Consider the following 22,618-nt stretch of genomic DNA (forward strand, 5'->3'; position numbering starts at 1 on the left):
GGCTCGTGAAGCTGGATTCGATGTACCAGGACGTCATCCTGGACCACTACAAGCACCCGCACGGGCGCGGTCTTCGGGACGGCGACGCCGAGGTGCACCACGTCAACCCGACGTGCGGCGACGAGATCACGCTCCGCGTGAAGTACGAGGGCTCGCGCATCGAGGACGTGTCGTACGAGGGCCAGGGCTGCTCCATCAGCCAGGCCTCCGCGTCCGTCCTCAACGAGCTGCTCGTCGGCAAGGAGCTGGCGGACGCGCAGAAGATCCAGGGCACGTTCCTGGAGCTCATGCAGTCCAAGGGCCAGATCGAGCCCGACGACGCGATGGAGGAGATCCTGGAGGACGCGGTCGCGTTCGCCGGAGTCTCCAAGTACCCGGCCCGTGTGAAGTGCGCGCTGCTCAGCTGGATGGCGTGGAAGGACGCGACCGCCCAGGCTCTGGGCGACGCGGCGGAGAGGAAGTCGGCATGACCGAGAACGCCGAGGCCACGATGAAGCCGGCCTCCGAGGAAGAAGTCCGTGAGGCGCTGTACGACGTCGTCGACCCCGAGCTGGGCATCGACGTCGTCAACCTGGGCCTGATCTACGGCATCCACATCGACGAGTCGAACATCGCGACGCTGGACATGACCCTGACGTCGGCGGCCTGTCCGCTGACCGATGTGATCGAGGACCAGGCGAAGTCCGCGACGGACGGCATCGTCAGCGAACTGAAGATCAACTGGGTCTGGATGCCCCCGTGGGGCCCGGACAAGATCACGGACGACGGTCGCGAGCAGCTGCGCGCGCTCGGCTTCAACGTCTGATCGACCCTCGCGTACGCGGGTGAACGGCCGTGCCCTCCGGGGCACGGCCGTTTCGCGTTGCCCCGGGCCACGGCCCGTCCGGCCCTGATCCGCCGGACGGGTTCCAGGGGGTGTCTAGGCGAGTCCGGCCGCGCGGGCCAGCTCCGGGGCCAGGTTCTCCTTGCGGATCCGCTGGTCGACGTAGAGCAGCGCGGTGACCAGCGGCGGGAAGACGGAGACGACCACCTGGCTGATCAGCTGACCGAGGATGAGGATCGTGAAGATCACGATCAGCGACGCGATGACGGCGCCGGAGTCCTCGCCGGAGAAGTCGGTGAGCGTCAGCGGGGTCGACGCCAGGGTGGAGAGGACCTGCTGGATCAGCATGCCGACGACGGAGGCCATGATCCCGGCGGCGAGCAGACAGCCGAAGACGCGCCACCCGTCACCGCGGACCAGCTGCGAGGAGCGGCGCATCGAGGCGACCGGGCCCTGGCCCTCCATCACGGCCGCCGCCGGGGCCAGGCTGAACTTCACCCAGATCCAGAGGGCGAACGGCAGGGTCGACAGCGCCACCAGGAACAGCACCAGGGGGAGGACGAACGAGATTCCCGGGCCGTCGGGGTCGGGGCCCGCTCCGGTGCTCGCGTCGGCGAGCCCGGCGAAGAGGGCGATCATCATCGCCACGAAGCCGCCCAGGAACAGGAGCATCGGGATCACCAGCGCCGCGCTCGTCAGGAACACGGTGCCGAGCACGGCCGGCATCCGGTCCCAGGCCCGGCGCCAGATCGCGCCGAAGGTCGTGGGGCGGCCGAGTACCGCCTCCTGGACCACGGCCGGACAGGCCGCCGCCACCAGGGCGTTCGCGCAGACCATCGCGATCATGGCGGCCAGCCAGACGCAGACGAAGGCGATGAGCAGCGGCCGGATGTCCTCCCAGCGCGGCTCCTGGCCCGAGGGCAGGTCGAACACGGCGGGGAAGACGTCGCCGACGACCGCGTACGCGATGCCGATCGCCGCTCCGACGACGAGCAGGGCGCCGAGGTAGATCACCGCCGCCACCCCGAGGAGCTGCTTCCAGTAGCGGCCGAAGGTCGCGAAGGCGCCGGTCAGGATCGTGCTGAAGGTGAGCGGCGCCAGGGGTATCACACCGGGCTTCGGCGGCGGGGGCGGCGGCGGATAGCCGTATCCGTAGCCGTAGGGCGGCGGCCCTGGGTGACCGTGGGGCGGCCCTGGGGGAATCGTCATGCGGGACACCGTATCGGCCATCGTTGTGTACGCCCGTACGCATCGTTGTGTACGCTTGTACGCATGGGTTACGGACTCCTCGCGGGCGCCATCGCGGCCGAGATACTCGCCACCACCTCCATGAAGTACAGCGAGGGCTTCAGCAAGCTCTGGCCGTCGATCGTCACCGGCGTGGGATACGTGGTCGCCTTCGCGCTCCTGGCGCAGGCGCTCAAGACGCTCCAGGTCGGCACCGCGTACGCCATCTGGGCCGGCGTCGGCACCGCCGCCGTCGCCGCCATCGGCATCCTCTTCCTCGGCGAGACCCTCAGCCTCGCCAAGATCGCCGGCATCCTCCTCATCATCGCCGGGGTCGTCGTCCTCAACCTGGGCGGCGCCCACTGATGGCCCGCCCACGCCGGCACGACCCCGAACGGCGGGACCGGATCGTCGACGCGGCCCTCCGGGTCGCCGGACGCTCCGGGATCGCCGGGCTCAGCCACCGCACCGTGGCCGCCGAGGCGGACGTGCCGCTCGGCTCGACCACGTACCACTTCGCCTCCCTCGACGAACTCCTCGTCGCCGCCCTCCGCAAGGCCAACGAGGGCTTCGCGCGGCTGCTCCGCGAGCACTCCGCCCTCAACGCGCCGGACAGCGACCTCGCCGCCGCGCTCGCCCGCTTCATGGGGGAGTGGATCGGCGGCGAACGCGCCCAGGTGGAGCTGGAGTACGAGCTCTACCTCGCCGCCCTGCGCCGCCCCGCGCTCCGCCCGGTGGCCGCCGAGTGGGCCGAGACCGTGGTCTCCCTCCTGTCCCGTCGCACCGACCCGGTCACCGCACGCGCCCTGGTCGCCCTCGTGGACGGCATCTGTCTCCAGTCCCTGCTCACCGGCGAGCCGTACGACGAGGAGTACGCGCGCATGATGCTGACGCGGGTGCTGCGCCCGGCGTGAGCAAGGGCGGGACGAGCATCGGGCAACTGCCGTACCCGACCTGAAGGAAGGACCGAAACGGGCCCTCTCGCGCTCGTCGGAACCGCCTATCCGCTCGACCGACACCTGAGACCGGTTGGCCCGCGCGGGGCCCCGCCGGTTAGGTTTTCCGTCATGACCACTGCTCCTCGCACCACCGGCGCCGTCGCCGCCGGCCTCGCCACCATCGCCGGCGACGGCACCGTTCTCGACACCTGGTTCCCCGCCCCCGAGCTGACCGAGGCGGCCGGCCCCGCCGGCACCGAGCGGCTCACCCCCGACGAGGCCGTGAACGCCCTCGGCGAAGGCGCCGCCAAGGCCCTCGGCGTGGACGCCCGCCGCGGCGTCGAGGTGGTCGCCGTCCGTACCGTCATCTCCTCGCTCGACGAGAAGCCGCTCGACGCCCACGACGCCTACCTGCGTCTGCACCTGCTCAGCCACCGCCTGGTCAAGCCGCACGGTCAGAGCCTGGACGGCGTCTTCGGCCTCCTCGCCAACGTCGCCTGGACCTCGCTCGGTCCGGTCGCCGTCGACGACATCGAGAAGGTCCGCCTCAACGCGCGCGCCGAGGGCCTGCACCTCGCCGTCACCAGCATCGACAAGTTCCCGCGGATGTCGGACTACGTCGCGCCCGCCGGGGTCCGGATCGCCGACGCCGACCGGGTCCGCCTCGGCGCCCACCTCGCGGCCGGCACCACCGTCATGCACGAGGGCTTCGTCAACTTCAACGCCGGCACCCTCGGCACCTCGATGGTCGAGGGCCGGATCTCCGCCGGTGTCGTCGTCGGCAACGGCTCCGACATCGGCGGCGGCGCCTCCACCATGGGCACCCTGTCGGGCGGCGGCAACGTCGTCATCTCGATCGGCGAGCGCTGCCTGATCGGCGCCGAGGCGGGTGTCGGCATCGCGCTCGGTGACGAGTGCGTCGTCGAGGCCGGTCTGTACGTCACCGCCGGCACCCGGGTCACGATGCCCGACGGCGAGATCGTGAAGGCCCGCGACCTCTCCGGCGCCTCGAACATCCTGTTCCGCCGCAACTCGGTCACCGGCGCCGTCGAGGCCCGCCCGAACAACGCGGTCTGGGGCGGGCTGAACGACATCCTCCACAGCCACAACTGATCCGGTGACTCTGCGTTAACAGAACGCAGAGTCACTGCACGCAGACAAGGCGAGGAGTCGACATGAGGACGAAGCCCATGGTCGCAGGAGTGCTCACGACGGCGGCGGTCCTGCTATCGGCCGGGACGGCCGCGGCGGACGAGACGCACACCCACAACGGGCCCACCGTCACCAACGGGCCCAGCCTCTCGCTCCACACGGGTCAGATCGACGACCCGCTGGAGGACGTCCTGGAGCACGCCGCCATCCTCGGCAGGACCTACACCACCGACTCCGCCTGAAGCAGCGCCTCGTACAGCCCCCGCAGCCCGTCGACCGCATCCCGGTCGGCGGGCTGCAGCGGTTCGCGCACCGGGCCGCCGAGCAGCGCCTTGACGGTCACCGTGCCCGGCAGGCCCGCGGCCATCATCCGTTCGGCGAGCGGCAGCAGCCGGGCGTTGAGCCGGGCCGCCTCCGCCGTGTCGCCCGCGTCGAAGGCGTCGAGGACCGCGCGCAGCTGACGGGGCGCCACGTTCGCCACCGTGCTGACATAGCCGGCGCCGCCGACCGCGTACAGCGGCAGGTTCATCTCCTCGCAGCCCGAGTAGTACGCGAGCGGGGTCTCCGCGATCACCCGGGCCGAGCCCAGCAGGTCGTACGCGCAGTCCTTCACCGCCACGATCCGCGGGTGCTCGGCGAGCCGCCGCATCGTCGCCGGCTCGACGCGGGTGCCCGTCCGGCCGGGGATGTCGTAGACCATCACAGGCAGGCCGGTCGCGTCCGCGACCTTGAGGAAGTGGGCCTCGACGGCCTGCTGCGGAGGGCGGCTGTAGTACGGGGTGACGACGAGCAGCCCGTCCGCCCCCGCCGCCTCGGCCTGGCGGGCCAGCTCGGCCGTGTGCCGGGTGTCCGAGGTCCCGACGCCCGACAGGACCGAGGGCCCCGGTCCGACGGCCTCCCGGACGGCGCGGACGAGCGCGGCCTTCTCGGCGTCGGTGGTGGTCGGCGACTCACCGGTGGTGCCGTTCAGGACCAGACCGTCGCAGCCCTCGCCGACGAGCCGGGCGGCCAGCTTGCCCGCCTCGTCCAGGTCGAGCTCGCCGTCCGGGGTGAACGGGGTGATCATCGCGCAGAGCGCGCGGCCGAAGGGACGTGCCGGGCGGGAAGGGGAAGTGCTCATCACCGAAGTCTGAGCGGTTTGCACGGTGAAGGTCCACTTAGATCTGCTTCGGCGGAAAGATCACGATCACTTAAGCATGAGGGCTCTGGCATGATCGACGGGCGCGACAGGGGGACATGGAGAACAGCACAGCATGAGCTCACACAGCACCGACGGCGGGCGCGTCGCCCTCGTCACCGGCTCGTCCTCGGGCATCGGCGCCGCCGTCGCCCGCCGCCTCGCCGAGGCCGGATACCGGGTCGTGGTCAACTCCGCCCGCTCCGTCGAGGCGGGCGAACGCCTCGCCGCCGAACTGCCCGGCGCCGTCTACCTCCAGGCGGACGTCTCCGACGAGACCCAGGCGCAGGCCCTCGTCGAGCGGGCCGTGGAGACCCTCGGCCGCCTCGACCTCCTCGTCAACTGCGCGGGCACCACCCGGTTCATCCCGCACGACGACCTCGAAGCCGCCTCGCCCGAGGTCTGGCGTCACCTCTACGACGTCAACGTCATCGGCGTCTGGCAGACCATCACCGCCGCCGTCCCGCACCTGCGGAAGACCCGTGGCGCCATCGTCAACGTCTCCTCCCAGGCCGGCGTCCGGCCCGGCGGCAGCTCCATCCCGTACGCCGTCTCCAAGGCGGCCGTCAACCACATGACGAAGCTCCTCGCCAAGACCCTCGGCCCCGACGTCCGGGTCAACGCGGTCGCGCCCGGCCTCATCGACACCCCCTGGTTCGACGGGGTCGACGGCGCCGACGCGGCCAAGGCCCATGTGGCCGACGTCGTCCCGCTGCGCCGGGTCGGCCGGGCCGAGGACATCGCCGGGGCCGTCCACGACCTGGCCCACTCCGCGTACATCACCGGCGAGGTGCTCCTCGTCGACGGCGGTGGCCACCTGCTCGGCTAGGGCCTGTCCGGCGGATCCCGTCGAGCTGGCCGGGCCGGGCTCTGAAGGTGCGGGCCGGGTACGCGGCGTCAGAGCGCGAGCTTGAAGCCCTCGTGGCTGCGCGCGTACCCCAGGGAGGCGTAGAAGCGGTGGGCGTCCGTCCGCCGCTTGCCGCTGGTCAGCTGGACCAGCGCGCAGCCGCGTTCCCGCGCGCGTGCCGAGGCCCGCTCCATCAGCTCCCGGCCGAGGCCGCCGCCGCGCCGGTCGGCCCGGATCCGGACCGCCTCGACCAGGGCCCGCTCGCCGCCGCCCTGGCCGAGCCCCGGGATGTACGTGACCTGGAGGCAGCCCAGGACCAGCTCACCGTCCGTCAGGACCAGCATCTCGTTGCGCGGATCGGCCTCGATGTCCGCGAAGGCCCGCTCGTACGCCTCTGTGACGGTGACCGAGCAGGGGTCCACGACCGTGTCCTCGTCGGCCAGGAGCGCGAGGACGGCGGGAAGTTCGGCGCGGGTCGCGGGGCGCAGGGTCAGGTCACGAAGGATCATGGCGCGAAGTCTCGCACGGGAACGGGGGTTGACCTCAACCAAGGTTGAGGGACGACGGTGGAGCGATCCGAGGAACCCCCGAGGAACAGGAGACCCTCATGAACGCCGTCGCCCACCCCGATGCCCGCCCCGACCTCCACCGCCCCGGAGTCGACGCCGTCCTCGTCAGCACCTGGAAGGTCGGCACCCCCGAGCGCCAGCGCGCGGCCGTCGACGCCATCCGCAAGGCCTGGGAGAGCAGGGAATGGCCCGACCTCGGGCTCCTCTCGTACAGCGTCTACGCCGGGACCGACGGGGACACGCTGCTGCACTACTCGCAGTGGACCGCCGAGCAGGCCTACGAGGACTTCGTCCGCACCTACCGCGACGACCGGAACGCCGAGATCGACGCCGCCGTACCCGGCATCGAGCGGGTGGAACTCCGCCGCTACGCCCCGATCCACCGGTCCGCCGTCCTCGGCGCGACGAGCACGGGGGAGCTGCCCGGGGTCGTCGTGATCGTCGAGGCCGACTTCGACGGACCCGACGCGGGACGCCGGCGGGCCTGGGTGGAGACCGTGTTCACCGCCGTCGACGAGGACGCGGCGCTGCGGCCGGGGGTCAGCGGGACCAGCGTCCAGTTCCATCTGTCCACCGACGGCGGCCGGGTCCTGAACTACGCCGAGTGGGAGAGCGAGCGGGCCCATGAGGAGTGGCTGGCCGACGACGGCCGGCTGAGCCCGGCCTGGGCACGGGTGCACCACTACCCGGGGCTCGTGGGCAGCCGGGTGAAGCGGTACACGCCCGCGCTCAGCCTGAGCGCGGGCGTGTGACACGGCCGGACGGTCCGGAGCGGCTCGTCGCCGCGCCGGACCGCCCCCGGGTGACTACGGGCGGAAGCGCACGACCTGGGGGTCGTGGTCGCTGTCCTGGTCGGCGAACTCCGCGTTGATGTGGACGCTGTCGTACTCGAAGTGGCGCACGCCGGGGCTCGTCAGGATCTGGTCGAGCACCTGGCTGTTGCCCTGGAAGACGTACGAGTAGCGCTCGCTGCGCGGCAGCGACTTCACGGCCGGGTAGAGCGCGCCGCCGTCGGTCAGCGCCTTCGTCGTCCCGGAGAACTCGAAGTCGTTGATGTCACCGACGACGAGGACGTCGGCCTGCTTCTCGACCGCGAGGAGCTGCTTCACGAAGCCGTTGACGGACTGCGCCTGGAGCAGTCGCTTCGCCTCGGAGGAGCGGACCGGCGGCTGGTGGTGCGAGACGATGGACTCGTCGCCGCCCTTCGAACCGAAGTGGTTGGCGATCACGAAGACGGTACGGCCGCGGAAGACGAACTCGCCCGCGAGCGGCTTGCGGCTGCTCTCCCAGGCGGTGTTCGCCGGGTCGATCCGGCCGGGGGAGACCGTCAGGGCGGCGTGGCCCTTGCGGCCCGTCACGCCGGTGGCGGAGGTCGCGTCGGTGGCCGCGCGGTCCGTGAAGGAGACCCGCTCGGGGTTGAAGAGGAAGACCTGACGGATATTGCCGCCGGGCTCGCCGCCGTCCTTGTTGTTCTCCGGGTCGACCGAGCGCCACTCGTACGCCGGGCCGCCGGCCGCCACGATCGCGTCCGTGAACTTCTTCACCGTCTGGTCGGCGGCGACCGTGCCGTCGTTCTTGGCGCCGTTGTTGTCCTGGATCTCCTCCAGGGCGAGGATGTCGGGCGAGGCGAGGTTGGTGACGACCGCCTTCGCGAGCGCGTCGAACTTCTCCTGCGGGTCGCTCGGGTCGAGGTTCTCCACGTTGTACGTGGCCACGGCCAGCTCGTTCCTGTGCTGCCTGTCCGTGGACTCGCGCTCCAGGCCGCGGTCGACGACCGTGCCGAGGGTGCGGGCGGTGATCGTGTAGCCGCCGAACTGGTTGAAGTCGAGCGGGCCCTCGGTGGTGCCGGTCAGCCGGTCTCCGACGTTCGCCTTGGGGAACGGCTGCTGGGCGATCGGGGTCAGCGACTGGATCTGGAGCCGGCCGGTGTTCTGCGACTCGTACGAGCCGTAGACCGTGCCGCCGCGCCGGTTGCGGTTCTCCCAGGGCTTCACCGTGACCCACAGCTCGGAGTACGGGTCGGTGGCGCCGACCACGCGCGAGGAGCCGATCCGGACGTTGGTGCCCTCCAGGGACTCGTAGTAGTCCAGGGCGTACGTGCGGGGGTTCAGGGTCAGGCCGTTGACCGAGCCCCCTGCGGCCGGGTCGCCCTCAGGGGCGTACACGCCGGGAACCGACCAGGACGAGATCGTCACCGGGGCCGGGACGGCGTTGCCCTGCGAGACCACGGTGACGACCGGCTTGGAGATCTGGGTCAGCGACTGGTTGCCGGAGTTCAGCCCGCCGGGGACGTACTCCGTGACCGTGCCGCTCAGGCTGACAGCGTCGCCGACGGCGACCGTCGGGACGGAGCTCGTGAAGACGAAGAGGCCCTCGCTGGTGGCCGGATCGGCGTCGCCCTCGGGGTCCTGGATCCAGAAGCCGCGCGAGCCGTAGGTGCGGACGCCGGTGACGATGCCCGTCACGCCGGTGACCTGCTTGCCGACGAGCGGCGAGACGCGCGTGGTGCCCTGGATGTCGTGGATGCGGACACCGGCCGCGTCCTCGGCGGCGGCGTTCGTCGAACCGGCCAGCAGGCCCGCGGCGAGGGCGGCGGCGACGACGGCGGAGACCGCGGCGGAGCGCGCGACGGTGCGGCCGGCAGATCTCGGTATGGAGGAAGGCATCAGGGGGCTCCGAGGGTACTTGGAGGAACGGCAGATGAATCTACGCGCGTCAATCTCTTTGCATCGCGCCCAACTTGTCAAGAGTCGACGGGTGTACGAAGGCTGACGGACACATGAACCGACGGACGGCCCCCCGGATGCGTCTACGCTGAGAGCCGCGCTCCGAGCCCGTCTCCGAGCCCCTTTCACGCCTTCACCCGCCACCCTTCACCCACGGACGCGTCGAGGAGACCCCCCAGATGTCAGCGGAGCACCCCACCCTTCCCCCCGTTCGGCTGCGTGCGGACGCGGAGCTGGCGCGGGACGCGCTGGCGGCCCCTCTCCTCGCGAACGCGGTACGGCTCGCCCGCTGGGCCGGACCCGACACCCGGGTCGACGCGGGCGGCGAGCTCGTCGACGAGCAACTTCCCGAGGCCGTCGAGGTCCTGGGCCTCACCGACGACGAGGACGGCGAGATCTCGGCGGGCGACGCCTGGCGCCTCGCCGTCGACACCGGCCTGGTGAACGTCGAGGACGGCGAGGAGGACGAGGCGGGTGACGCCCCCGGGCGGGCCTCGGCCGGTGACAACCTCGCGGTCGTCACGGCCGGTTCGCCCCAGGACGTCCTCGCGCTCTGGCTGGACGGCTTCGACGCGGTCTTCGCCGACGCCGTCGCCCCGGTCCTCGACGACCTGGACGAGATCGTCGGCGAGGACGGCGAGATCGACATCGAGTCGCTCGACTGGGACCCCGAGATCGAGGCCGAGTTCCTCGAGGGCGTCCTCGGCAACCTCTACCTGCTCACCGTCAGCGAGGGCGGGCCCGGTGAGGGCCCGGTGCCGCTGCCCGCGCTCGCCGCGTCGATGGTGGTCCCCGACGACATGGGCGAACCGACCGACGACGTCCTGGAGCAGGTCTCGGACGCGATGATGCGGCTCGACGAGCAGTTCCGGCTGCTCGAACCGATCGGGCTCGTCGAGTACCAGCCCGTCGACGAGGCGCTGATGGCAGAGGAGGGCGAGGAGCCCGCGCCGCCCATCGACGACGAAGACGTCACCCGGTACGGCATGGTCCGGCTCACCGAGCTCGGTCTCTACGGCGTCCGGGCCCGGATGCTGGACGCCGGCGTGGACGCCCCCGCCGTCGGCGACCTCGCCGGCAAGGGCGCCGACGCGCTGCTCGACGGGATCTCCGGCTACCCGGAGGCCGCCGCCCGCGAGGAGACCGCCGCCTGGCTGACCGGCCGCGACGCGCTCACCGCCGCCCGCGAGCTGCTGCACGCCGCGCGCGGCTCGGACGCCGGCTCGCCGCTGCGCCGCCTCCACTGCCAGCAGACGCTGTCCCTGGTGGGCGCGGAGGCGGAGCCCGCGGTACGGGAGGTCCTGGACGATGCGGAACTCGGCGGCCTCGCGCGGGTCTGGCTCGCGGAGCGGGGCGCGGCGGACGTGCCCGCGCCGCCGGAGTCGATGATCTTCTGGCTGGCGATCGACACGATCGCGGCCCAGCTCGACGCGGAAGGCGACCTGGAGGAGCTCCAGGAGCTGATCGAGGGGCTCACGGGGCGCCACAGCGGCTTCTTCGAGGCGGCCTGGCGGGTGGAGCACCCGGCGACCGCGGAGGTCCTGGAGGCGATGGGGCGTCTGCACCGCGACAAGAGCGCGGCGAAGGAGGCCCGCAAGGCGGCCTTCAAGGCCCGGTCGCGGGCGGGGTCGGGGTCGTAGCGGCGCGGAACGGACGGGGAGCCGACCGCGGGGGACCGGTGGGCCGGGCGCGCCGGGCGGGCGTGGCCGGGGCTGCCGGACGACCGTGGTCCGGGCTGCCGGACGGCCGGGGCCGCGTCGGCCGGGCGGCGGGGGTCGCGTCGGCCGGGTGGCCGTGGCCGGGGCGCCGGGCTGTGCGCCCGGCGGTGTTCCCGTGGCGTTCAGGCGGTGTTCGTTGCGGCGCGGGAGGGTGGCCCGCGACATCCGGGCCAGCACAGGGAGAACGCCACACATGCCCCTCAACCGCAGAGAGTTCACGAAGCAGTCCGCCGTCGCCGGTGCGGGCCTCGCCCTCACCGGTGTCGTCGGCGCTCTCGCCACCGCGCCCGAGGCCCTCGCCTCCGACGACCTGGAGACGTACGGAGCCGGTCACGGCCACGACCACGGTCATGGGCACGGTCACGGCCACCGGCTCGGGTACGGAGAGCTCGTCGCCGACCCCGAGGGGATGCTCGCCCTGCCCGCCGGGTTCTCGTACCGCGTCATCACCCACAGCGGTGTGACCCGGCTGGAGTCCGGCGAGTTCACGCCCTCCAACCACGACGGCACCGCCGCCTTCGCCGGACCGCGCGGCACCACGTACCTGGTCAACAACCACGAGCTCAAGGGCACCCGCGACAAGTGGGACCACCCGGTCCCGCTCACCGAGGGGCTGGTCTACGACCCGGCCGCGGCCGGCGGCTGCACGGTCGTCGAGGTGCACCGGGACGGCACCGTCGCCGAGTGGGTCGGCATCGCCGGCACCTCCACCAACTGCGCGGGCGGCAGCACCGCCTGGGGCACCTGGCTGACGGGCGAGGAGAACTCGGACCGCGCCGGCGTCAACGGCATGACCAAGGACCACGGGTACATCTTCGAGGTCGACCCGCGCGACCGCCGCGCCAACCGCGCCCCCAAGCCGGTGAAGGCCTTCGGCCGGTACGACCACGAGGCCGTCGTCATCGACCCCAAGCGCGGCCACGCCTACCTCACCGAGGACGCCTCCAACCCCAACGGGCTGCTCTTCCGCTGGGTGCCGCCGAGGGGCTTCGAGCACGGCCGCGGCAAGCTCCGTACCCTCGCCGACGACGCAGGTGTGCTCCAGGCCGCCAAGTGCATCGACTCCGCGGGCCGCTTCGTGGACGACCTCTCCCGGGCGAGCCGGATCGGCACCGTCTACGGCGTGGACTGGGTCGACGTCCCGGACCGTGACGGCCGCACCGTCTCCGTCCGCAAGCAGTTCACGGACGGCCAGGTCACCCGCGCCCGCAAGCTGGAGGGCATGTGGTGGGCCGACGGCGGCGCGTACGTCGTCTCCTCCTACGCGCGCGAGGAGAGCCCCGGCGCCGCGCACGACGGCCAGGTCTGGTTCTACGACCCCAAGCGCCGCACCGTCACCCTCAAGGTGCTGCTCGGCGTGAACGCCGCCCCGGACGTGGACGGCGCCTACGACGGCCCCGACAACATCACCGTCTCCCCGTACGGCGGGCTCGTCATCGCCGAGGACGGCGAGGGCGTCCAGCACCTCTTCGGCGCCACCGACTCGGGCCGCACCTACCCGATCGCCCGCAACGACCTCAACGGCAGCGAGTTCACCGGCGTGACCTTCTCGCCCGACGGTGACACGCTGTTCGCCAACATCCAGGACCCGGGCATCATGGTGGCGATCACCGGCCCGTGGCGCCGCCAGCCGCGCCGCTGACCCTCACCCGGCCTTCACTTCTGACCTCTGGTCAGCTCCATGGACTGACATTTAACATGTCAGTCCATGGACGCATTACGGCCCGTGGGCCGGACCCTGCTGCGCGACCGGGCCTACGAGGCGCTGCGCGAGGCCATCGTGCGCGGCGACCTCGCCCCCGGCGCTCCGCTCAAGGACGCCGACCTCGCCGACCGGCTGGGACTCTCGCGCGCACCCGTGCGCGAGGCCCTGGCCCGGCTCGGCGACGAGGGGCTCGTCGAGTCCAAGCCGCAGAGCTACACGCGGGTCACCCGGCCGGTCAGCCGGGTCGTCCGGGACGCCGCCTCGGTGGTCCGGGTGATGCACGAACTCGCCGCCAGGACCGGGGTACCCCTGCTGGGGCCGGAGGGCATCCGGGCCATGCGCGAGGCCAACGAGCGCTTCGCCGCGGCCGTCCGCGCCTCCGACGTCGAGGCCGCCCTCCACGCCGACGACGAGCTGCACCAGGTCCTCGTCGTCGCCAGCGGCAACCATGCCGCCGCCGCCACGATCGCGCGGTACACCCCCCTGATCCGCCGTGTCGAGCGGCGTCTCTTCGGCGACGCCGGGAGCTGCGGCTCGGCCGAGCTGCACGCGCGGCTCATCGACGCGTGCGCGGCGGGGGACGCGGGGGAGGCGGTACGGGTCACCACGGAGATCTGGGCGGCCCTTGAGCAGCTCGCGGACGACGCCATCGAGGTGGCGGAGGTGACGGGCATTCCGGCGCCCGGGGCCCCCACGGCCCCCACGGCGCCCGGGTCCCTCACGGCGCCCGGGTCCGCGGCTCCGTAACGAGCCTGTCCCACGTCCGTCCCGTGCCCGGCCCGCGAGGCCGTCCTCGCGTCCGGCCGCACCCGTCCCCGCGTCCAGGAACGTCGACCAGCAGCCGTCACTCACCGGGAGCCGCATTGCCGATCACCGACTTCGACCGCTACCCGCTCCTCTTCGGGCCCTCGCCGGTCCATCCCCTGGAACGGCTCACCCACCACCTCGGCGGCGCCACCCTCTGGGCCAAGCGCGAGGACTGCAACTCCGGTGTGGCGTACGGCGGGAACAAGACCCGCAAGCTGGAGTACCTGGTCGCCGACGCCCTCGCCCAGGGCTGCGACACCCTCGTCTCCATCGGCGGCGTCCAGTCCAACCACACCCGTCAGGTCGCCGCCGTCGCCGCCCGCGCCGGGCTGCGCTGCGTCCTCGTCCAGGAGAGTTGGGTCGACTGGCCCGACTCCGTCTACGACAAGGTCGGCAACATCCTGATCAGCCGCCTCGCGGGCGCCGACGTACGCCTGGTGAAGGCGGGCTTCGGGATCGGCTTCAAGGAGAGCTGGGAGCTGGCCCTGAGGGAGGTCGAGGAGAGCGGCGGGACGCCGTACGCGATCCCGGCGGGCGCCTCCGACCACCGGCTCGGCGGGCTCGGCTTCGCGAACTGGGCGTACGAGGTGGCGGAGCAGGAGCGCGATCTCGGCGTCTTCTTCGACACGGTGGTCGTCTGCTCGGTGACCGGCTCCACCCAGGCCGGCATGGTCGCGGGCTTCGCCGCGCTCGCCGAGGAGGAGGGCGGACCGGCCCGCCGGATCATCGGCGTCGACGCCTCCGCGAAGCCCGTTCCGACGCACGAGCAGATCACCCGGATCGCCCGGGACACCGCCGTCCTCCTCGGCGTCGAGCGCCCGGTGACGGCGGCCGACGTCGAGCTGGACGAGCGCTACCACGCCGGGGTGTACGGCATCCCGGACGAGGCGACGCTCGACGCGATGAGGCTCGCCGCCCGCACCGAGGGCATGATCACCGACCCCGTGTACGAGGGGAAGTCGATGGCGGGACTGATCGATCTGGTGGACCGGGGGGAGATCGGCCGGGACTCGACCGTGCTCTACGCCCACCTCGGCGGCCAGCCCGCCCTCAACGCGTACAGCGCCCTGTTCTGAACCGGGGACCCGGCCGCTCAGAGTGCCTGGGCGGCCGGCTTCACCATGCCCCGGACGGTCCGCGACTTCACGAACTCGCCCATCGCCGTCATCTCCCACTCGCCGGTGAACTGCTTGATCAGCTTGGCCATCATCACGCCGGTCTGCGGCTCGGCGGTGGTCAGGTCGAAGCGGACCAGCTCCTCGCCCGTCGCCGCGTCGATCAGCCGGCAGTAGGCCTTGGCGACCTCGGTGAACTTCTGGCCGGAGAACGAGTTCACCGTGAAGACCAGACCGGTCGCATCGGCGGGCAGCCGGCCGAGGTCGACGACGATCACCTCGTCGTCGCCCGCGCCCTCACCGGTGAGGTTGTCGCCGGAGTGCTTCACCGAGCCGTTGAGGATGGACAGCTTGCCGAAGTAGCAGCTGTCCAGGTGGTTGCGCTGTGCCCCGTACGCGATGACGGAGGCGTCCAGGTCGATGTCCTTGCCCCGGTACGCGGGCTCCCAGCCGAGGCCCATCTTGACCTGGGAGAGCAGCGGACGGCCGCCCTTGACCAGGGACACCGTCTGGTTCTTCTGGAGGCTGACCCGGCCCTTGTCGAGGTTGATCTTGCCCGAGGGGGCGGGGGCCGCGGGAGCGGACGGCGTGGCGGCCGCGATCCGGGGGTCCACCGGGGCGACGGGCGGCGCCGGCGGGACCGGGGGCGCCACCGGCGGGGCGACGGGGGCGGGCGGGGCGACGGCGGCGGGCGCGGCCGGGGCGGCGGCGGGCTCGTCGTCCACCGAGACGCCGAAGTCGGTCGCGATGCCCGCCAGGCCGTTCGCATAGCCCTGGCCGACGGCGCGGGCCTTCCACGCGCCGTTGCGCAGATAGATCTCGACGACGACGAGCGCCGTCTCGTTGGCCAGCTGCGGCGGGGTGAAGGTGGCGAGGACGGTGCCGTCGTCCGCGTTGCGAAGGGTGGCGGTGGGCTCGATGCCCTGGAAGGTCTGGCCGGCGGCGTCGGGGCTCGCGGTGACGACGATCCTCTCGATGCCGGCCGGGACGGCGCCGGTGTCCACCAGGATCGCGTCGGGGGCGGCACCGCCGCCGGAGCGGTAGGTGACACCGGGGCCGGACGGCTGGTTGTAGAAGATGAAGTCGTCGTCCGAGCGCACCTTGCCGTTGGCGCCGAGCAGCAGGCCCGAGACGTCGAGCCGCACCGGGGCGGCGACGTCCACCGCCACGCGAGCGACGGTGAGGGGGATGTTCGAGCCGGGGGTCATAGCGGTCATGCCAGGGCTAACGATCCGGGCGCCTTTGCCGTTCCCTTACCCTCGGCCGGTTCGGCCACCTTGATTACGGGGGTGGTTCCTGGCCTGCCGCTCGTTGCCGAAGCGGTACGAGCCCGTCCACCGGGCCATGACGAGCTGGGCGTCGCCCGACCCGACCTCGGCGAGGAACTTCTCCGCGCGGGCACCGCGCAGCACGCCCGCGGCCCGGCCCAGGTGGGTGAGGACCACCGAGCCGTCCCGGCGCTGTTCGTACGTGAATCCATGAGGTCGTGGCATGCCGGGCATCCTGCCGTTCCCGGTCAGATCCGTCATATGAATATTCTTTCGACCCATGGGTGCAGTGGGGGCGGAGGGGCCGGTGGAACCGGCGGGGGCGGGGGGCGCTGTGGGCACGGTCGACGGGAACTGTTTTCGGACACAGGACGTGGACGAGGCGCGCGTCGAGCTCGACGCCCGCTACTACGCGAACCGGATGGACCTCGTCGACCGTGAGCGGCGCCCCTTCGCGGCGCGCTTCGACACGGTCGTGCTCGGCCCGCTCGTCATCGGCGACCTGAGCTGCGGGGCCGATGTGCGGATGAGCTTCGGGGAGCTGGGCGCGTACCACCTGAACGCGCCGCTCAGCGGGCGGATGGAGATGCGCCAGGGCGGGGCCCCGATCGTCGCGACGGAGACCGAGGCCCTGCTGCTCGACCCGGCGGGCGACACCTTCCTCGACCGCTGGACCGGGGACTGCCGGACCCTGTCGGTGAAGGTCGGGGCGGCCGAGCTGCGCGACCGCCTGGAGGCGCTGACCGGCCGCCCGCCCCGGGGCCCGCTGGTCTTCGCGCCCGGCCTGGACATCACCCGCGGACCCGGTCTGAGCTGGGTGCGCTTCGCCCGCCAGGTCGCCGCGGAGGCGCTCGCGGGCGAGGGCCTCGCCCGGCACGAGCTGGTGGCACGCCCCTTGCAGGAGGCGCTGCTCAACGGGCTGCTCCTGGCCGCCGAGCACCCCTGGCGCGAGGCGCTCGCGCATCCGGGGGAGCCGCGGCGGCCGGCCCCGGTCAAGCGGGTGATGGACGCGGTGCGGGAGCGGCCCGAGCATCCCTTCACGACCACCGAGCTGGCCGCCCTGGCCCGGGTGAGCGTGCGCCGCCTGCAGGAGTCGTTCCGCGAGTACGTGGGGATGTCGCCGATGGCGTACGTACGGGAGGTCCGCCTCGACCGGGTCCGCGAGGAGCTGCGGGCGGCCGCGCCGGACGAGGTGGGCGTGAGCGAGGTGGCCTGGCGCTGGGGCTTCGCCCATCAGGGCCGCTTCGCGGCGCGCTACCGGGCGAAGTTCGGCGAGTCGCCGTCGGAGACCTTGCGCGGGTGCCGCTGAGGGTGTCGTCCGCACCCGCGCCGGGGGCCGTGCGCCGGTCGGCAGAGGTCCGGCGTGCGCCGGGGCGCGCAAGGGGGCGCGTAATTCGCTGACCGGCGGGGTTCCACGCTTCAACCCACCGCGCATTCCGGACAGAGGTCGCGTTCCGCGGCTCGCGATGATCTTCATCCGGGCCTACGGTGAGCAGGTCCGGCCGCCAGCGTGTGCGCCGTGACCCGGGCCCCGGCCGGCTCCCCCGTATCAGTCCGGCCGGGTCCTGCGTATCCCTCCTGCCCGCCTCCGCGGCTCCCGCCGCTCACGCCGGGACTCTCACGCGAGCCCTCCGTTGCTCATCAGCAGCTGCCCGTTGATCCACTGCCCTTCGGGCGAGCAGAGGAAGTCGACCAGGTGCGCGGTGTCCCGGGGGGTGCCGAGGCGGCCGAGCGGCGTCTGCCGCGCCAGCTCCTCCCGGAGCGGCTCCGTCATCCAGCCGGTGTCCACCGGACCCGGATTGACGACGTTGGCGGTGACCCCGAGGTGTGCGAGCTCGCGCGCGGCGGCCAGCGTGATGCGGTCGAGAGCGCCCTTGCTCGCCCCGTACGGGAGGTTCCCCACGGTGTGGTCGCTCGTCAGGGCGACGACGCGGCCGGTCCCCGGAGGGCCGGCGAAACGCCGGCCGTACTCCCGGATCAGCAGCCAGGACGCGCGCGCGTTGACCGCGAAATGACGGTCGAAGCTCTCGACGGTGGTGTCGAGGAGCCCGGAGTCGACCGACTCGCAGTGGCACATGACGAGGGCCGTGACCGGGCGCCCGAGCCGCTCCTCGGCCGTGTCGAAGACGCGCCCGGGCGCCTCGGTGTCGGCGAGGTCGGCCTCGACGGCCGTGCAGGCGGCGCCCCGCGCGGCGAGCCGCCGGGTGACGGCCGCGGCCGCGCCCCGCTCCTCGCCCCACTCCATGCGCCGGTCGTACGGGGTCCAGTACGTGAACGCGATGTCCCAGCCGGACTCCGCGAGGCGGTCGGCGATGCCCGCGCCGATGCCGACCGTACGGCCGACGCCGGTCACGAGGGCGAGCGGACGGTGGTCCATGGGGATGCTCCTGTCGTCGTTCAGTGCGGCCACCGGGGCGGGGTCACGCAGAAGTGGCCGCCCAGGTAGAGGGCGTCGGCGCTGTCCTCCGGGGGGAAGCCCTTGTCGGCGATGAGCTTCTCCGCGTAGACCTCCGAGTCGTCCCGGGGGGCGAAGCCGAGCGCCCGGGCCGAGGAGAGGTCCCACCACGCGCGCGTGTTGGCGGACGAGCCGTAGACGACCGTGTGGGCCACCTCCTCGGCGGTGAGCGCGGCGTGCAGGAGACGGGCGCAGTCGGCCGGGCTGAGCCACATCGACAGCATCCGGACCGAGGTGGGCTCGGGGAAGCAGGAGCCGATGCGGACCGAGACGGTCTCGACGCCGTGCAGGTCCCAGTAGAGCTGGGCCAGGTCCTCGCCGAAGCACTTGGACAGGCCGTAGAAGGTGTCGGGGCGGTGCGGGGTGCCGACCGGCACGAGCGGGTCGCCCTCGCGCGGCTGCCGGGTGAAGCCGACGGCGTGGTTGCTGGAGGCGAACACCACGCGCGGGACGCCCTCCTCGCGGGCGGCCTCGTAGAGGTGGTACGTCCCGGCGATGTTGGCGGCCATGATCTTGTCGAAGGTCGACTCCAGGGAGATGCCCGCCAGGTGCACGATCGCGTCGACGCCCCGGACCGCCTCGCGCAGCGCAGCGCGGTCCGCGAGGTCGGCGACGATCGCGTCCGGCGCCCCCGGCACGGGGGCGACGTCCAGGAGGCGGAGCTCGTAGCCGTACGGGGGCAGCAGCTCCCGCATCAGCGTGCCGACGCCTCCGGCGGCGCCGGTGAGCAGGACGGTGCGGGGTACGGCCATGGAGCGGATCTCCTCCGTCGAGCGGCACGCGGTGATGTCCCTCCGCGCACCCGTGGCATTCACCTGAGTGGCATTCACAACCGTGGACACGCTAGGGAGCGGCCCGACGGAGCGTCAAGAGTGTGCGACAGGGCGCGTTCTCTCCTTGACCGGCCCTTCCGCACTGTTCTAGCGTGCGAGGCGTCAGCGTTCAAGAATATGGATGACAGTCATAACTGTGCACGAGATGGCCCTGCACGACGGACTTCCCTGGGAGCGACCGTGACCACTGCCCCGCTCGCCGGCCGGCTCGACGGCCTGCTGTTCTTTCCCGTCACCGCCTTCGCGCCGGACGGCTCCGTCGACCTCGACACCTTCCGCGCCCATGTGCGCGCGGGCGTCGACGCGGGCGCCGCCGCCGTGTTCGCCTGCTGCGGCACCGGCGAATTCCACGCCCTCACCCCCGAGGAGTTCCGGGACTGCGTCGCCGCCGCCGTCGAGGAGACCGCCGGCCGCGTCCCCGTCGTCGCGGGCGCCGGCTACGGCACCGCCCTCGCCGTCCAGTACGCCCGGCTCGCCGAAGAGGCCGGCGCCGACGGGCTCCTCGCCATGCCGCCGTACCTCGTCGTCGCCGACCAGGCCGGACTGCTCCGCCACTACACCGAACTCGCCGCCGCGACCTCGCTCGACGTCATCGTCTACCAGCGCGACAACGCGATCCTCACCCCCGCCACCGCCGTCGCCCTCGCCCGTACCGACGGGATCATCGGCCTCAAGGACGGCCTCGGCGACCTCGACCTGATGCAGCGGATCGTCAGCGCCGTCCGCGCCGAGGGCCTCGACCTGCTCTACTTCAACGGCCTGCCGACCGCCGAACTCACCGGCCCCGCCTACCGGGGCATCGGCGTCACCCTCTACTCCTCCGCCGTCTTCTGCTTCGCCCCCGACATCGCCCTCGCCTTCCACCGCGCGCTCACCACCGGCGACGACACCACCGTGAACCGGCTCGTCGACGACTTCTACCGGCCGCTCGTCGAACTCCGCGCCCAGGGCCGGGGATACGCCGTCTCGCTCGTCAAGGCCGCGGTACGGCGGGGAGGCCTGGACGTGGGACACGTACGGCCGCCGCTGAGCGAGCCCGCGCCCGAGCACGTCGACGCCCTCATGCTGCTCGTCGAGCAGGGACGGGCCGCCCTGAAGGAGCTCGGCGCGTGAGCGGGGACGCGGCGGTCGCCGGGACCGCCGGGACCGGTGGCGGTGGCATGCGCGCCGGTGCCTTCGTCTACCCCTGGGACGTCGACGGCGATCCCGCCGCGCCCGGACTGCTCGCCGAGCTCGGCCTCGCGCAGGTCACCCTCGCCGCCGCCTACCACTCCACCCGGGCACTGACCCCCCGTCACCCCGCCCACCGGATCGTCACCGCCGAGCACGCCGCGGTGCTCTACCCGCCGGACCCGGACCGCTGGGCCGGCCGGCCGCTCCGCCCGTACCCGGCGGGGGAGTGGGCCCCCGGCGACGCCTTCGGGCGGGCCGCCGAGGCCCTCGCGCCCACCGGCCTCGAGGTGCACAGCTGGGTCGTGCTCGCCCACAACTCCCGGCTCGGCGCCGAACATCCGGAGACCTCCGTCGTCAACGCCTACGGCGACCGCTACCCCTGGGCGCCCTGCGTCGCCCGCCCCGAGGTCCGCGCCCTGCTCGTGGACCTGGCCGCCGAGGCCGCCGTACGGCCGGGCGCCGCCGGCACCGAGCTGGAGTCCTGCGGCTGGTACGGCCTCGCGCATCTCCACGCCCACGACAAGACCGGCGGCGTCGCCCTCGGCGAGCGCGAGCAGTACCTGATGTCGCTCTGCTTCTGCCCCTCCTGCCGGGAGGGGTACGGAGGCGAGGGCGCCGATCCCGACGAGCTGGCCGCCGCCGTGCGGGGCGCCCTTGAGCCGGTATGGGCCGGATCGGGTCCGCCGGGCGGGCTCGGCGCCCTGGAGGCCGCGGCCGGGACCTGGCGCGCCGGGACCGCCCGCACCTTCCAGGAGGCCGCCGTGGCCGCCGTACGGGCCGCGGCCCCGCCCGGCTTCCGGGTCCTGCTGCACGCCGACCCCGCCCCGTACCGCTGCGGCGCCGACACCGGCACCGACCCGGCGCACGTCCTCGGTCTCGCGGACGGGGTGGTCGCCCGGCCGCACCGGGTCGCGGAATTCGCGGCCCACGCGCGCGTGGACACCGTCCTCGCGGCGAACCTGTCCGTCGTCACCGGCATGGGCGGCGCGCCCGACCGGCTGGCCGACGCGGCCGAGCGGGCCCGCGAGGCGGGCGCCACCGAACTGCGGCTCTACCACGCAGGGCTGGCCCCGGACGAGGACCTGGCCGCCGTCCGGACGGCCCTGCGGAAGCTGGGCCAGAGACTCCCGGGGCGCCGGGCGGGTGTCCTGCCGATCGGGCCGGACACCCCTCGGGGCACCCTCTAGGGCGCCGGCTCCGGCTCCCCCGGGGCCGCCGCCAGCAGGCGGGCGGCGGAGGCGCGGGTGTCCGCGACGTGGGTGCGGGCCAGCGCCTCCGCGCCGTCCTCGTCGCGGTCGCGGACGGCCTCGTAGAGCCGCTCGTGGGCCCCGCACATCGGCTCGCCGTCCGACTGCGCCGAGGTGAGCCGGAAGAGCCGCCGCAGCCGGGAGTCGAGCGGGGCCATCAGGTCCACCAGGAGCGGGTTGCCGGAGAGTTCGACGATCTGCCGGTGGAAGTCGGCGTTGAGGGAGACGGCCTCGCGGAGCCGTCCGGACTCCGCCGCCTTCCTGGCCCGCGCCAACAGCCGCTCCAGGTCCCGCAGCTGAGCGGGGGTGGCGTGCCGGGCGGCGAGCCGCGCGGCCAGGCCCTCCAGGTTCTCCCGTACGTCGAAGAGGTACTCGGCGTCCGCCGGGCCGAAGTCCGCCACCACCGAGCCCCGGCGCGGCTGCACCGAGAGGAAGCCCTCCGACTCCAGACGCTGCATCGCCTCGCGCACCGGCACCCGGGAGACCCGCAGCTCGTCGGCGATCTCGCGCTCCACGAGCCGCATGCCCGCCGGGTACTCGGCCTCGATGATCCGCTCGCGCAGCTCCACATAGACCCGCTCCCGCAGGGACTGGTGGCTGTCCCCGATGGCGGTGCCGCGGGCGGCGGGGCGGTGGACGGTCATGGGGGCGGCTCCAGTCGGGTGGATGTCGTGCTCCTTCGATCTTCGCAGACCCGTTCCCGGGGGAACCGTCCGCCCCGGCCCGGGAAACTCGGCCCCCGCAAACCGTTGCCTGGTATTCGGTATACCAGCTACCTTGGCGCCGCACCGCGCTCACCAGGGGAGATTTGGCCATGGCCCCCTTCGAGCCGTACGGA

Annotated in this window: 24 protein-coding genes; 15 read left to right on the plus strand and 9 right to left on the minus strand. The window is 72.9% G+C overall.

Features of this window, described 5'->3' with window-relative positions:
- The first annotated feature begins 5 nt into the window (after positions 1-5).
- Positions 6-470, plus strand: a complete 465-nt coding sequence (sufU, locus tag E0F75_RS20710) for a Fe-S cluster assembly sulfur transfer protein SufU (RefSeq protein ID WP_187624022.1) — start codon at positions 6-8, stop codon at positions 468-470.
- Positions 467-805 carry a metal-sulfur cluster assembly factor gene (locus E0F75_RS20715; RefSeq protein WP_055602247.1) on the plus strand — a complete coding sequence of 113 codons (339 nt, stop codon included), beginning with the start codon at positions 467-469 and terminating at the stop codon, positions 803-805. The genes sufU and E0F75_RS20715 overlap by 4 nt, the downstream gene beginning before the upstream one ends.
- Positions 806-919: 114 nt before the next feature.
- Here E0F75_RS20715 and E0F75_RS20720 read toward each other — a convergent pair whose 3' ends face one another.
- On the minus strand, positions 920-2,032 hold the full coding sequence (locus E0F75_RS20720; RefSeq protein ID WP_187624023.1) for an oxidoreductase: 1,113 nt from the start codon (positions 2,030-2,032) through the stop codon (positions 920-922).
- 63 nt (positions 2,033-2,095) lie between these two features.
- On the opposite strand from E0F75_RS20720, the gene E0F75_RS20725 reads away from it, so the two are divergent.
- The 4 genes from E0F75_RS20725 to E0F75_RS20740 all read left to right on the plus strand — a co-directional run bounded on the left by E0F75_RS20725 (position 2,096) and on the right by E0F75_RS20740 (position 4,382).
- Positions 2,096-2,416 (plus strand): multidrug efflux SMR transporter, encoded by a 321-nt coding sequence (locus E0F75_RS20725; RefSeq protein WP_187624024.1) that lies wholly within the window; start codon positions 2,096-2,098, stop codon positions 2,414-2,416.
- Positions 2,416-2,964 (plus strand): TetR/AcrR family transcriptional regulator, encoded by a 549-nt coding sequence (locus tag E0F75_RS20730; protein ID WP_187624025.1) that lies wholly within the window; start codon positions 2,416-2,418, stop codon positions 2,962-2,964. The genes E0F75_RS20725 and E0F75_RS20730 overlap by 1 nt, the downstream gene beginning before the upstream one ends.
- 153 nt (positions 2,965-3,117) lie before the next feature.
- Positions 3,118-4,101, plus strand: coding sequence for a 2,3,4,5-tetrahydropyridine-2,6-dicarboxylate N-succinyltransferase (gene dapD, locus E0F75_RS20735; RefSeq protein WP_187624026.1), 984 nt, complete (start codon positions 3,118-3,120; stop codon positions 4,099-4,101).
- Between the two features lie 62 nt (positions 4,102-4,163).
- A complete protein-coding gene (locus E0F75_RS20740) occupies positions 4,164-4,382 on the plus strand; it encodes a hypothetical protein (RefSeq protein ID WP_187624027.1) in 219 nt (72 codons plus the stop codon).
- Here E0F75_RS20740 and dapA read toward each other — a convergent pair.
- Positions 4,361-5,260 carry a 4-hydroxy-tetrahydrodipicolinate synthase gene (gene dapA, locus E0F75_RS20745; protein ID WP_187624028.1) on the minus strand — a complete coding sequence of 300 codons (900 nt, stop codon included), beginning with the start codon at positions 5,258-5,260 and terminating at the stop codon, positions 4,361-4,363. The genes E0F75_RS20740 and dapA overlap by 22 nt on opposite strands.
- Positions 5,261-5,393: 133 nt before the next feature.
- Here dapA and E0F75_RS20750 point away from each other — a divergent pair, with 133 nt between their 5' ends.
- Positions 5,394-6,146: an SDR family NAD(P)-dependent oxidoreductase gene (locus E0F75_RS20750; protein ID WP_187624029.1), complete on the plus strand. Its 753-nt coding sequence runs from the start codon at positions 5,394-5,396 to the stop codon at positions 6,144-6,146.
- A 68-nt stretch (positions 6,147-6,214) separates the two neighbouring features.
- Here the strand turns inward: E0F75_RS20750 and E0F75_RS20755 are convergent, their stop codons facing one another.
- Positions 6,215-6,673: a GNAT family N-acetyltransferase gene (locus E0F75_RS20755; RefSeq protein WP_187624030.1), complete on the minus strand. Its 459-nt coding sequence runs from the start codon at positions 6,671-6,673 to the stop codon at positions 6,215-6,217.
- A 98-nt stretch (positions 6,674-6,771) separates the two neighbouring features.
- Between E0F75_RS20755 and E0F75_RS20760 the strand changes: the two genes are divergently transcribed.
- The gene (locus E0F75_RS20760) at positions 6,772-7,485 is read left to right on the plus strand and encodes an antibiotic biosynthesis monooxygenase (RefSeq protein WP_187624031.1); all 714 of its coding nucleotides are present in this window, start codon (positions 6,772-6,774) and stop codon (positions 7,483-7,485) included.
- 54 nt (positions 7,486-7,539) lie between these two features.
- Here the strand turns inward: E0F75_RS20760 and E0F75_RS20765 are convergent, their stop codons facing one another.
- Positions 7,540-9,399 carry an endonuclease/exonuclease/phosphatase family protein gene (locus tag E0F75_RS20765; protein ID WP_187624032.1) on the minus strand — a complete coding sequence of 620 codons (1,860 nt, stop codon included), beginning with the start codon at positions 9,397-9,399 and terminating at the stop codon, positions 7,540-7,542.
- 239 nt (positions 9,400-9,638) lie between these two features.
- Here E0F75_RS20765 and E0F75_RS20770 point away from each other — a divergent pair, with 239 nt between their 5' ends.
- From E0F75_RS20770 to E0F75_RS20785, 4 genes are all read left to right on the plus strand, one after another.
- Positions 9,639-11,099: a hypothetical protein gene (locus tag E0F75_RS20770; RefSeq protein ID WP_187624033.1), complete on the plus strand. Its 1,461-nt coding sequence runs from the start codon at positions 9,639-9,641 to the stop codon at positions 11,097-11,099.
- A 271-nt stretch (positions 11,100-11,370) separates the two neighbouring features.
- On the plus strand, positions 11,371-12,819 hold the full coding sequence (locus tag E0F75_RS20775; protein WP_187624034.1) for an alkaline phosphatase PhoX: 1,449 nt from the start codon (positions 11,371-11,373) through the stop codon (positions 12,817-12,819).
- A 66-nt stretch (positions 12,820-12,885) separates the two neighbouring features.
- Complete coding sequence (locus E0F75_RS20780) at positions 12,886-13,629, plus strand: GntR family transcriptional regulator (RefSeq protein WP_187624035.1); 744 nt, start codon at positions 12,886-12,888, stop codon at positions 13,627-13,629.
- Between the two features lie 116 nt (positions 13,630-13,745).
- Positions 13,746-14,765: a 1-aminocyclopropane-1-carboxylate deaminase gene (locus tag E0F75_RS20785; RefSeq protein ID WP_187624036.1), complete on the plus strand. Its 1,020-nt coding sequence runs from the start codon at positions 13,746-13,748 to the stop codon at positions 14,763-14,765.
- A 17-nt stretch (positions 14,766-14,782) separates the two neighbouring features.
- On the opposite strand, the gene E0F75_RS20790 is transcribed toward E0F75_RS20785, so the two are convergent.
- Together E0F75_RS20790 and E0F75_RS20795 are read right to left on the minus strand one after the other, a co-directional pair.
- Positions 14,783-16,021, minus strand: coding sequence for a TerD family protein (locus E0F75_RS20790; protein ID WP_187624037.1), 1,239 nt, complete (start codon positions 16,019-16,021; stop codon positions 14,783-14,785).
- 36 nt (positions 16,022-16,057) lie between these two features.
- Positions 16,058-16,297, minus strand: a complete 240-nt coding sequence (locus tag E0F75_RS20795) for a hypothetical protein (RefSeq protein ID WP_187624140.1) — start codon at positions 16,295-16,297, stop codon at positions 16,058-16,060.
- Between the two features lie 148 nt (positions 16,298-16,445).
- Here E0F75_RS20795 and E0F75_RS20800 point away from each other — a divergent pair, with 148 nt between their 5' ends.
- Positions 16,446-17,381, plus strand: coding sequence for an AraC family transcriptional regulator (locus E0F75_RS20800; protein WP_187624038.1), 936 nt, complete (start codon positions 16,446-16,448; stop codon positions 17,379-17,381).
- Positions 17,382-17,690: 309 nt separating this feature from the next.
- Here E0F75_RS20800 and E0F75_RS20805 read toward each other — a convergent pair whose 3' ends face one another.
- Positions 17,691-18,449, minus strand: a complete 759-nt coding sequence (locus E0F75_RS20805) for an SDR family oxidoreductase (RefSeq protein ID WP_187624039.1) — start codon at positions 18,447-18,449, stop codon at positions 17,691-17,693.
- 20 nt (positions 18,450-18,469) lie between these two features.
- Positions 18,470-19,279 carry an NAD(P)-dependent oxidoreductase gene (locus E0F75_RS20810; RefSeq protein WP_187624040.1) on the minus strand — a complete coding sequence of 270 codons (810 nt, stop codon included), beginning with the start codon at positions 19,277-19,279 and terminating at the stop codon, positions 18,470-18,472.
- A 261-nt stretch (positions 19,280-19,540) separates the two neighbouring features.
- Between E0F75_RS20810 and E0F75_RS20815 the strand changes: the two genes are divergently transcribed.
- Positions 19,541-20,473 carry a 5-dehydro-4-deoxyglucarate dehydratase gene (locus tag E0F75_RS20815; protein ID WP_187624041.1) on the plus strand — a complete coding sequence of 311 codons (933 nt, stop codon included), beginning with the start codon at positions 19,541-19,543 and terminating at the stop codon, positions 20,471-20,473.
- A 47-nt stretch (positions 20,474-20,520) separates the two neighbouring features.
- Positions 20,521-21,720 carry a hypothetical protein gene (locus E0F75_RS20820; protein WP_229312764.1) on the plus strand — a complete coding sequence of 400 codons (1,200 nt, stop codon included), beginning with the start codon at positions 20,521-20,523 and terminating at the stop codon, positions 21,718-21,720.
- Here E0F75_RS20820 and E0F75_RS20825 read toward each other — a convergent pair.
- The gene (locus E0F75_RS20825) at positions 21,717-22,424 is read right to left on the minus strand and encodes a GntR family transcriptional regulator (RefSeq protein WP_187624042.1); all 708 of its coding nucleotides are present in this window, start codon (positions 22,422-22,424) and stop codon (positions 21,717-21,719) included. The two genes, E0F75_RS20820 and E0F75_RS20825, sit on opposite strands and share 4 nt — an antisense overlap.
- Positions 22,425-22,618 lie beyond the last annotated feature (194 nt).

Origin of the sequence: Streptomyces sp. CB02980 (genome assembly GCF_014451325.2) — a bacterium.
Lineage (GTDB): Bacteria > Actinomycetota > Actinomycetes > Streptomycetales > Streptomycetaceae > Streptomyces.

Excerpts from the sequence above, each read along its gene's own strand:
- dapA (WP_187624028.1), bottom strand. The coding sequence starts at position 5,260 with ATGAGCACTTCCCCTTCCCGCCCGGCACGTCCCTTCGGCCGCGCGCTC.
- E0F75_RS20740 (WP_187624027.1), top strand. The coding sequence starts at position 4,164 with ATGAGGACGAAGCCCATGGTCGCAGGAGTGCTCACGACGGCGGCGGTC.
- dapD (WP_187624026.1), top strand. The coding sequence starts at position 3,118 with ATGACCACTGCTCCTCGCACCACCGGCGCCGTCGCCGCCGGCCTCGCC.
- E0F75_RS20730 (WP_187624025.1), top strand. The coding sequence starts at position 2,416 with ATGGCCCGCCCACGCCGGCACGACCCCGAACGGCGGGACCGGATCGTC.
- E0F75_RS20720 (WP_187624023.1), bottom strand. The coding sequence starts at position 2,032 with ATGACGATTCCCCCAGGGCCGCCCCACGGTCACCCAGGGCCGCCGCCC.
- E0F75_RS20715 (WP_055602247.1), top strand. The coding sequence starts at position 467 with ATGACCGAGAACGCCGAGGCCACGATGAAGCCGGCCTCCGAGGAAGAA.
- E0F75_RS20825 (WP_187624042.1), bottom strand. The coding sequence starts at position 22,424 with ATGACCGTCCACCGCCCCGCCGCCCGCGGCACCGCCATCGGGGACAGC.
- E0F75_RS20750 (WP_187624029.1), top strand. The coding sequence starts at position 5,394 with ATGAGCTCACACAGCACCGACGGCGGGCGCGTCGCCCTCGTCACCGGC.
- E0F75_RS20820 (WP_229312764.1), top strand. The coding sequence starts at position 20,521 with ATGCGCGCCGGTGCCTTCGTCTACCCCTGGGACGTCGACGGCGATCCC.
- E0F75_RS20795 (WP_187624140.1), bottom strand. The coding sequence starts at position 16,297 with ATGCCACGACCTCATGGATTCACGTACGAACAGCGCCGGGACGGCTCG.
- E0F75_RS20775 (WP_187624034.1), top strand. The coding sequence starts at position 11,371 with ATGCCCCTCAACCGCAGAGAGTTCACGAAGCAGTCCGCCGTCGCCGGT.
- E0F75_RS20790 (WP_187624037.1), bottom strand. The coding sequence starts at position 16,021 with ATGACCGCTATGACCCCCGGCTCGAACATCCCCCTCACCGTCGCTCGC.
- E0F75_RS20805 (WP_187624039.1), bottom strand. The coding sequence starts at position 18,449 with ATGGACCACCGTCCGCTCGCCCTCGTGACCGGCGTCGGCCGTACGGTC.
- E0F75_RS20760 (WP_187624031.1), top strand. The coding sequence starts at position 6,772 with ATGAACGCCGTCGCCCACCCCGATGCCCGCCCCGACCTCCACCGCCCC.
- E0F75_RS20780 (WP_187624035.1), top strand. The coding sequence starts at position 12,886 with ATGGACGCATTACGGCCCGTGGGCCGGACCCTGCTGCGCGACCGGGCC.
- E0F75_RS20770 (WP_187624033.1), top strand. The coding sequence starts at position 9,639 with ATGTCAGCGGAGCACCCCACCCTTCCCCCCGTTCGGCTGCGTGCGGAC.
- E0F75_RS20810 (WP_187624040.1), bottom strand. The coding sequence starts at position 19,279 with ATGGCCGTACCCCGCACCGTCCTGCTCACCGGCGCCGCCGGAGGCGTC.
- E0F75_RS20755 (WP_187624030.1), bottom strand. The coding sequence starts at position 6,673 with ATGATCCTTCGTGACCTGACCCTGCGCCCCGCGACCCGCGCCGAACTT.
- E0F75_RS20725 (WP_187624024.1), top strand. The coding sequence starts at position 2,096 with ATGGGTTACGGACTCCTCGCGGGCGCCATCGCGGCCGAGATACTCGCC.
- E0F75_RS20765 (WP_187624032.1), bottom strand. The coding sequence starts at position 9,399 with ATGCCTTCCTCCATACCGAGATCTGCCGGCCGCACCGTCGCGCGCTCC.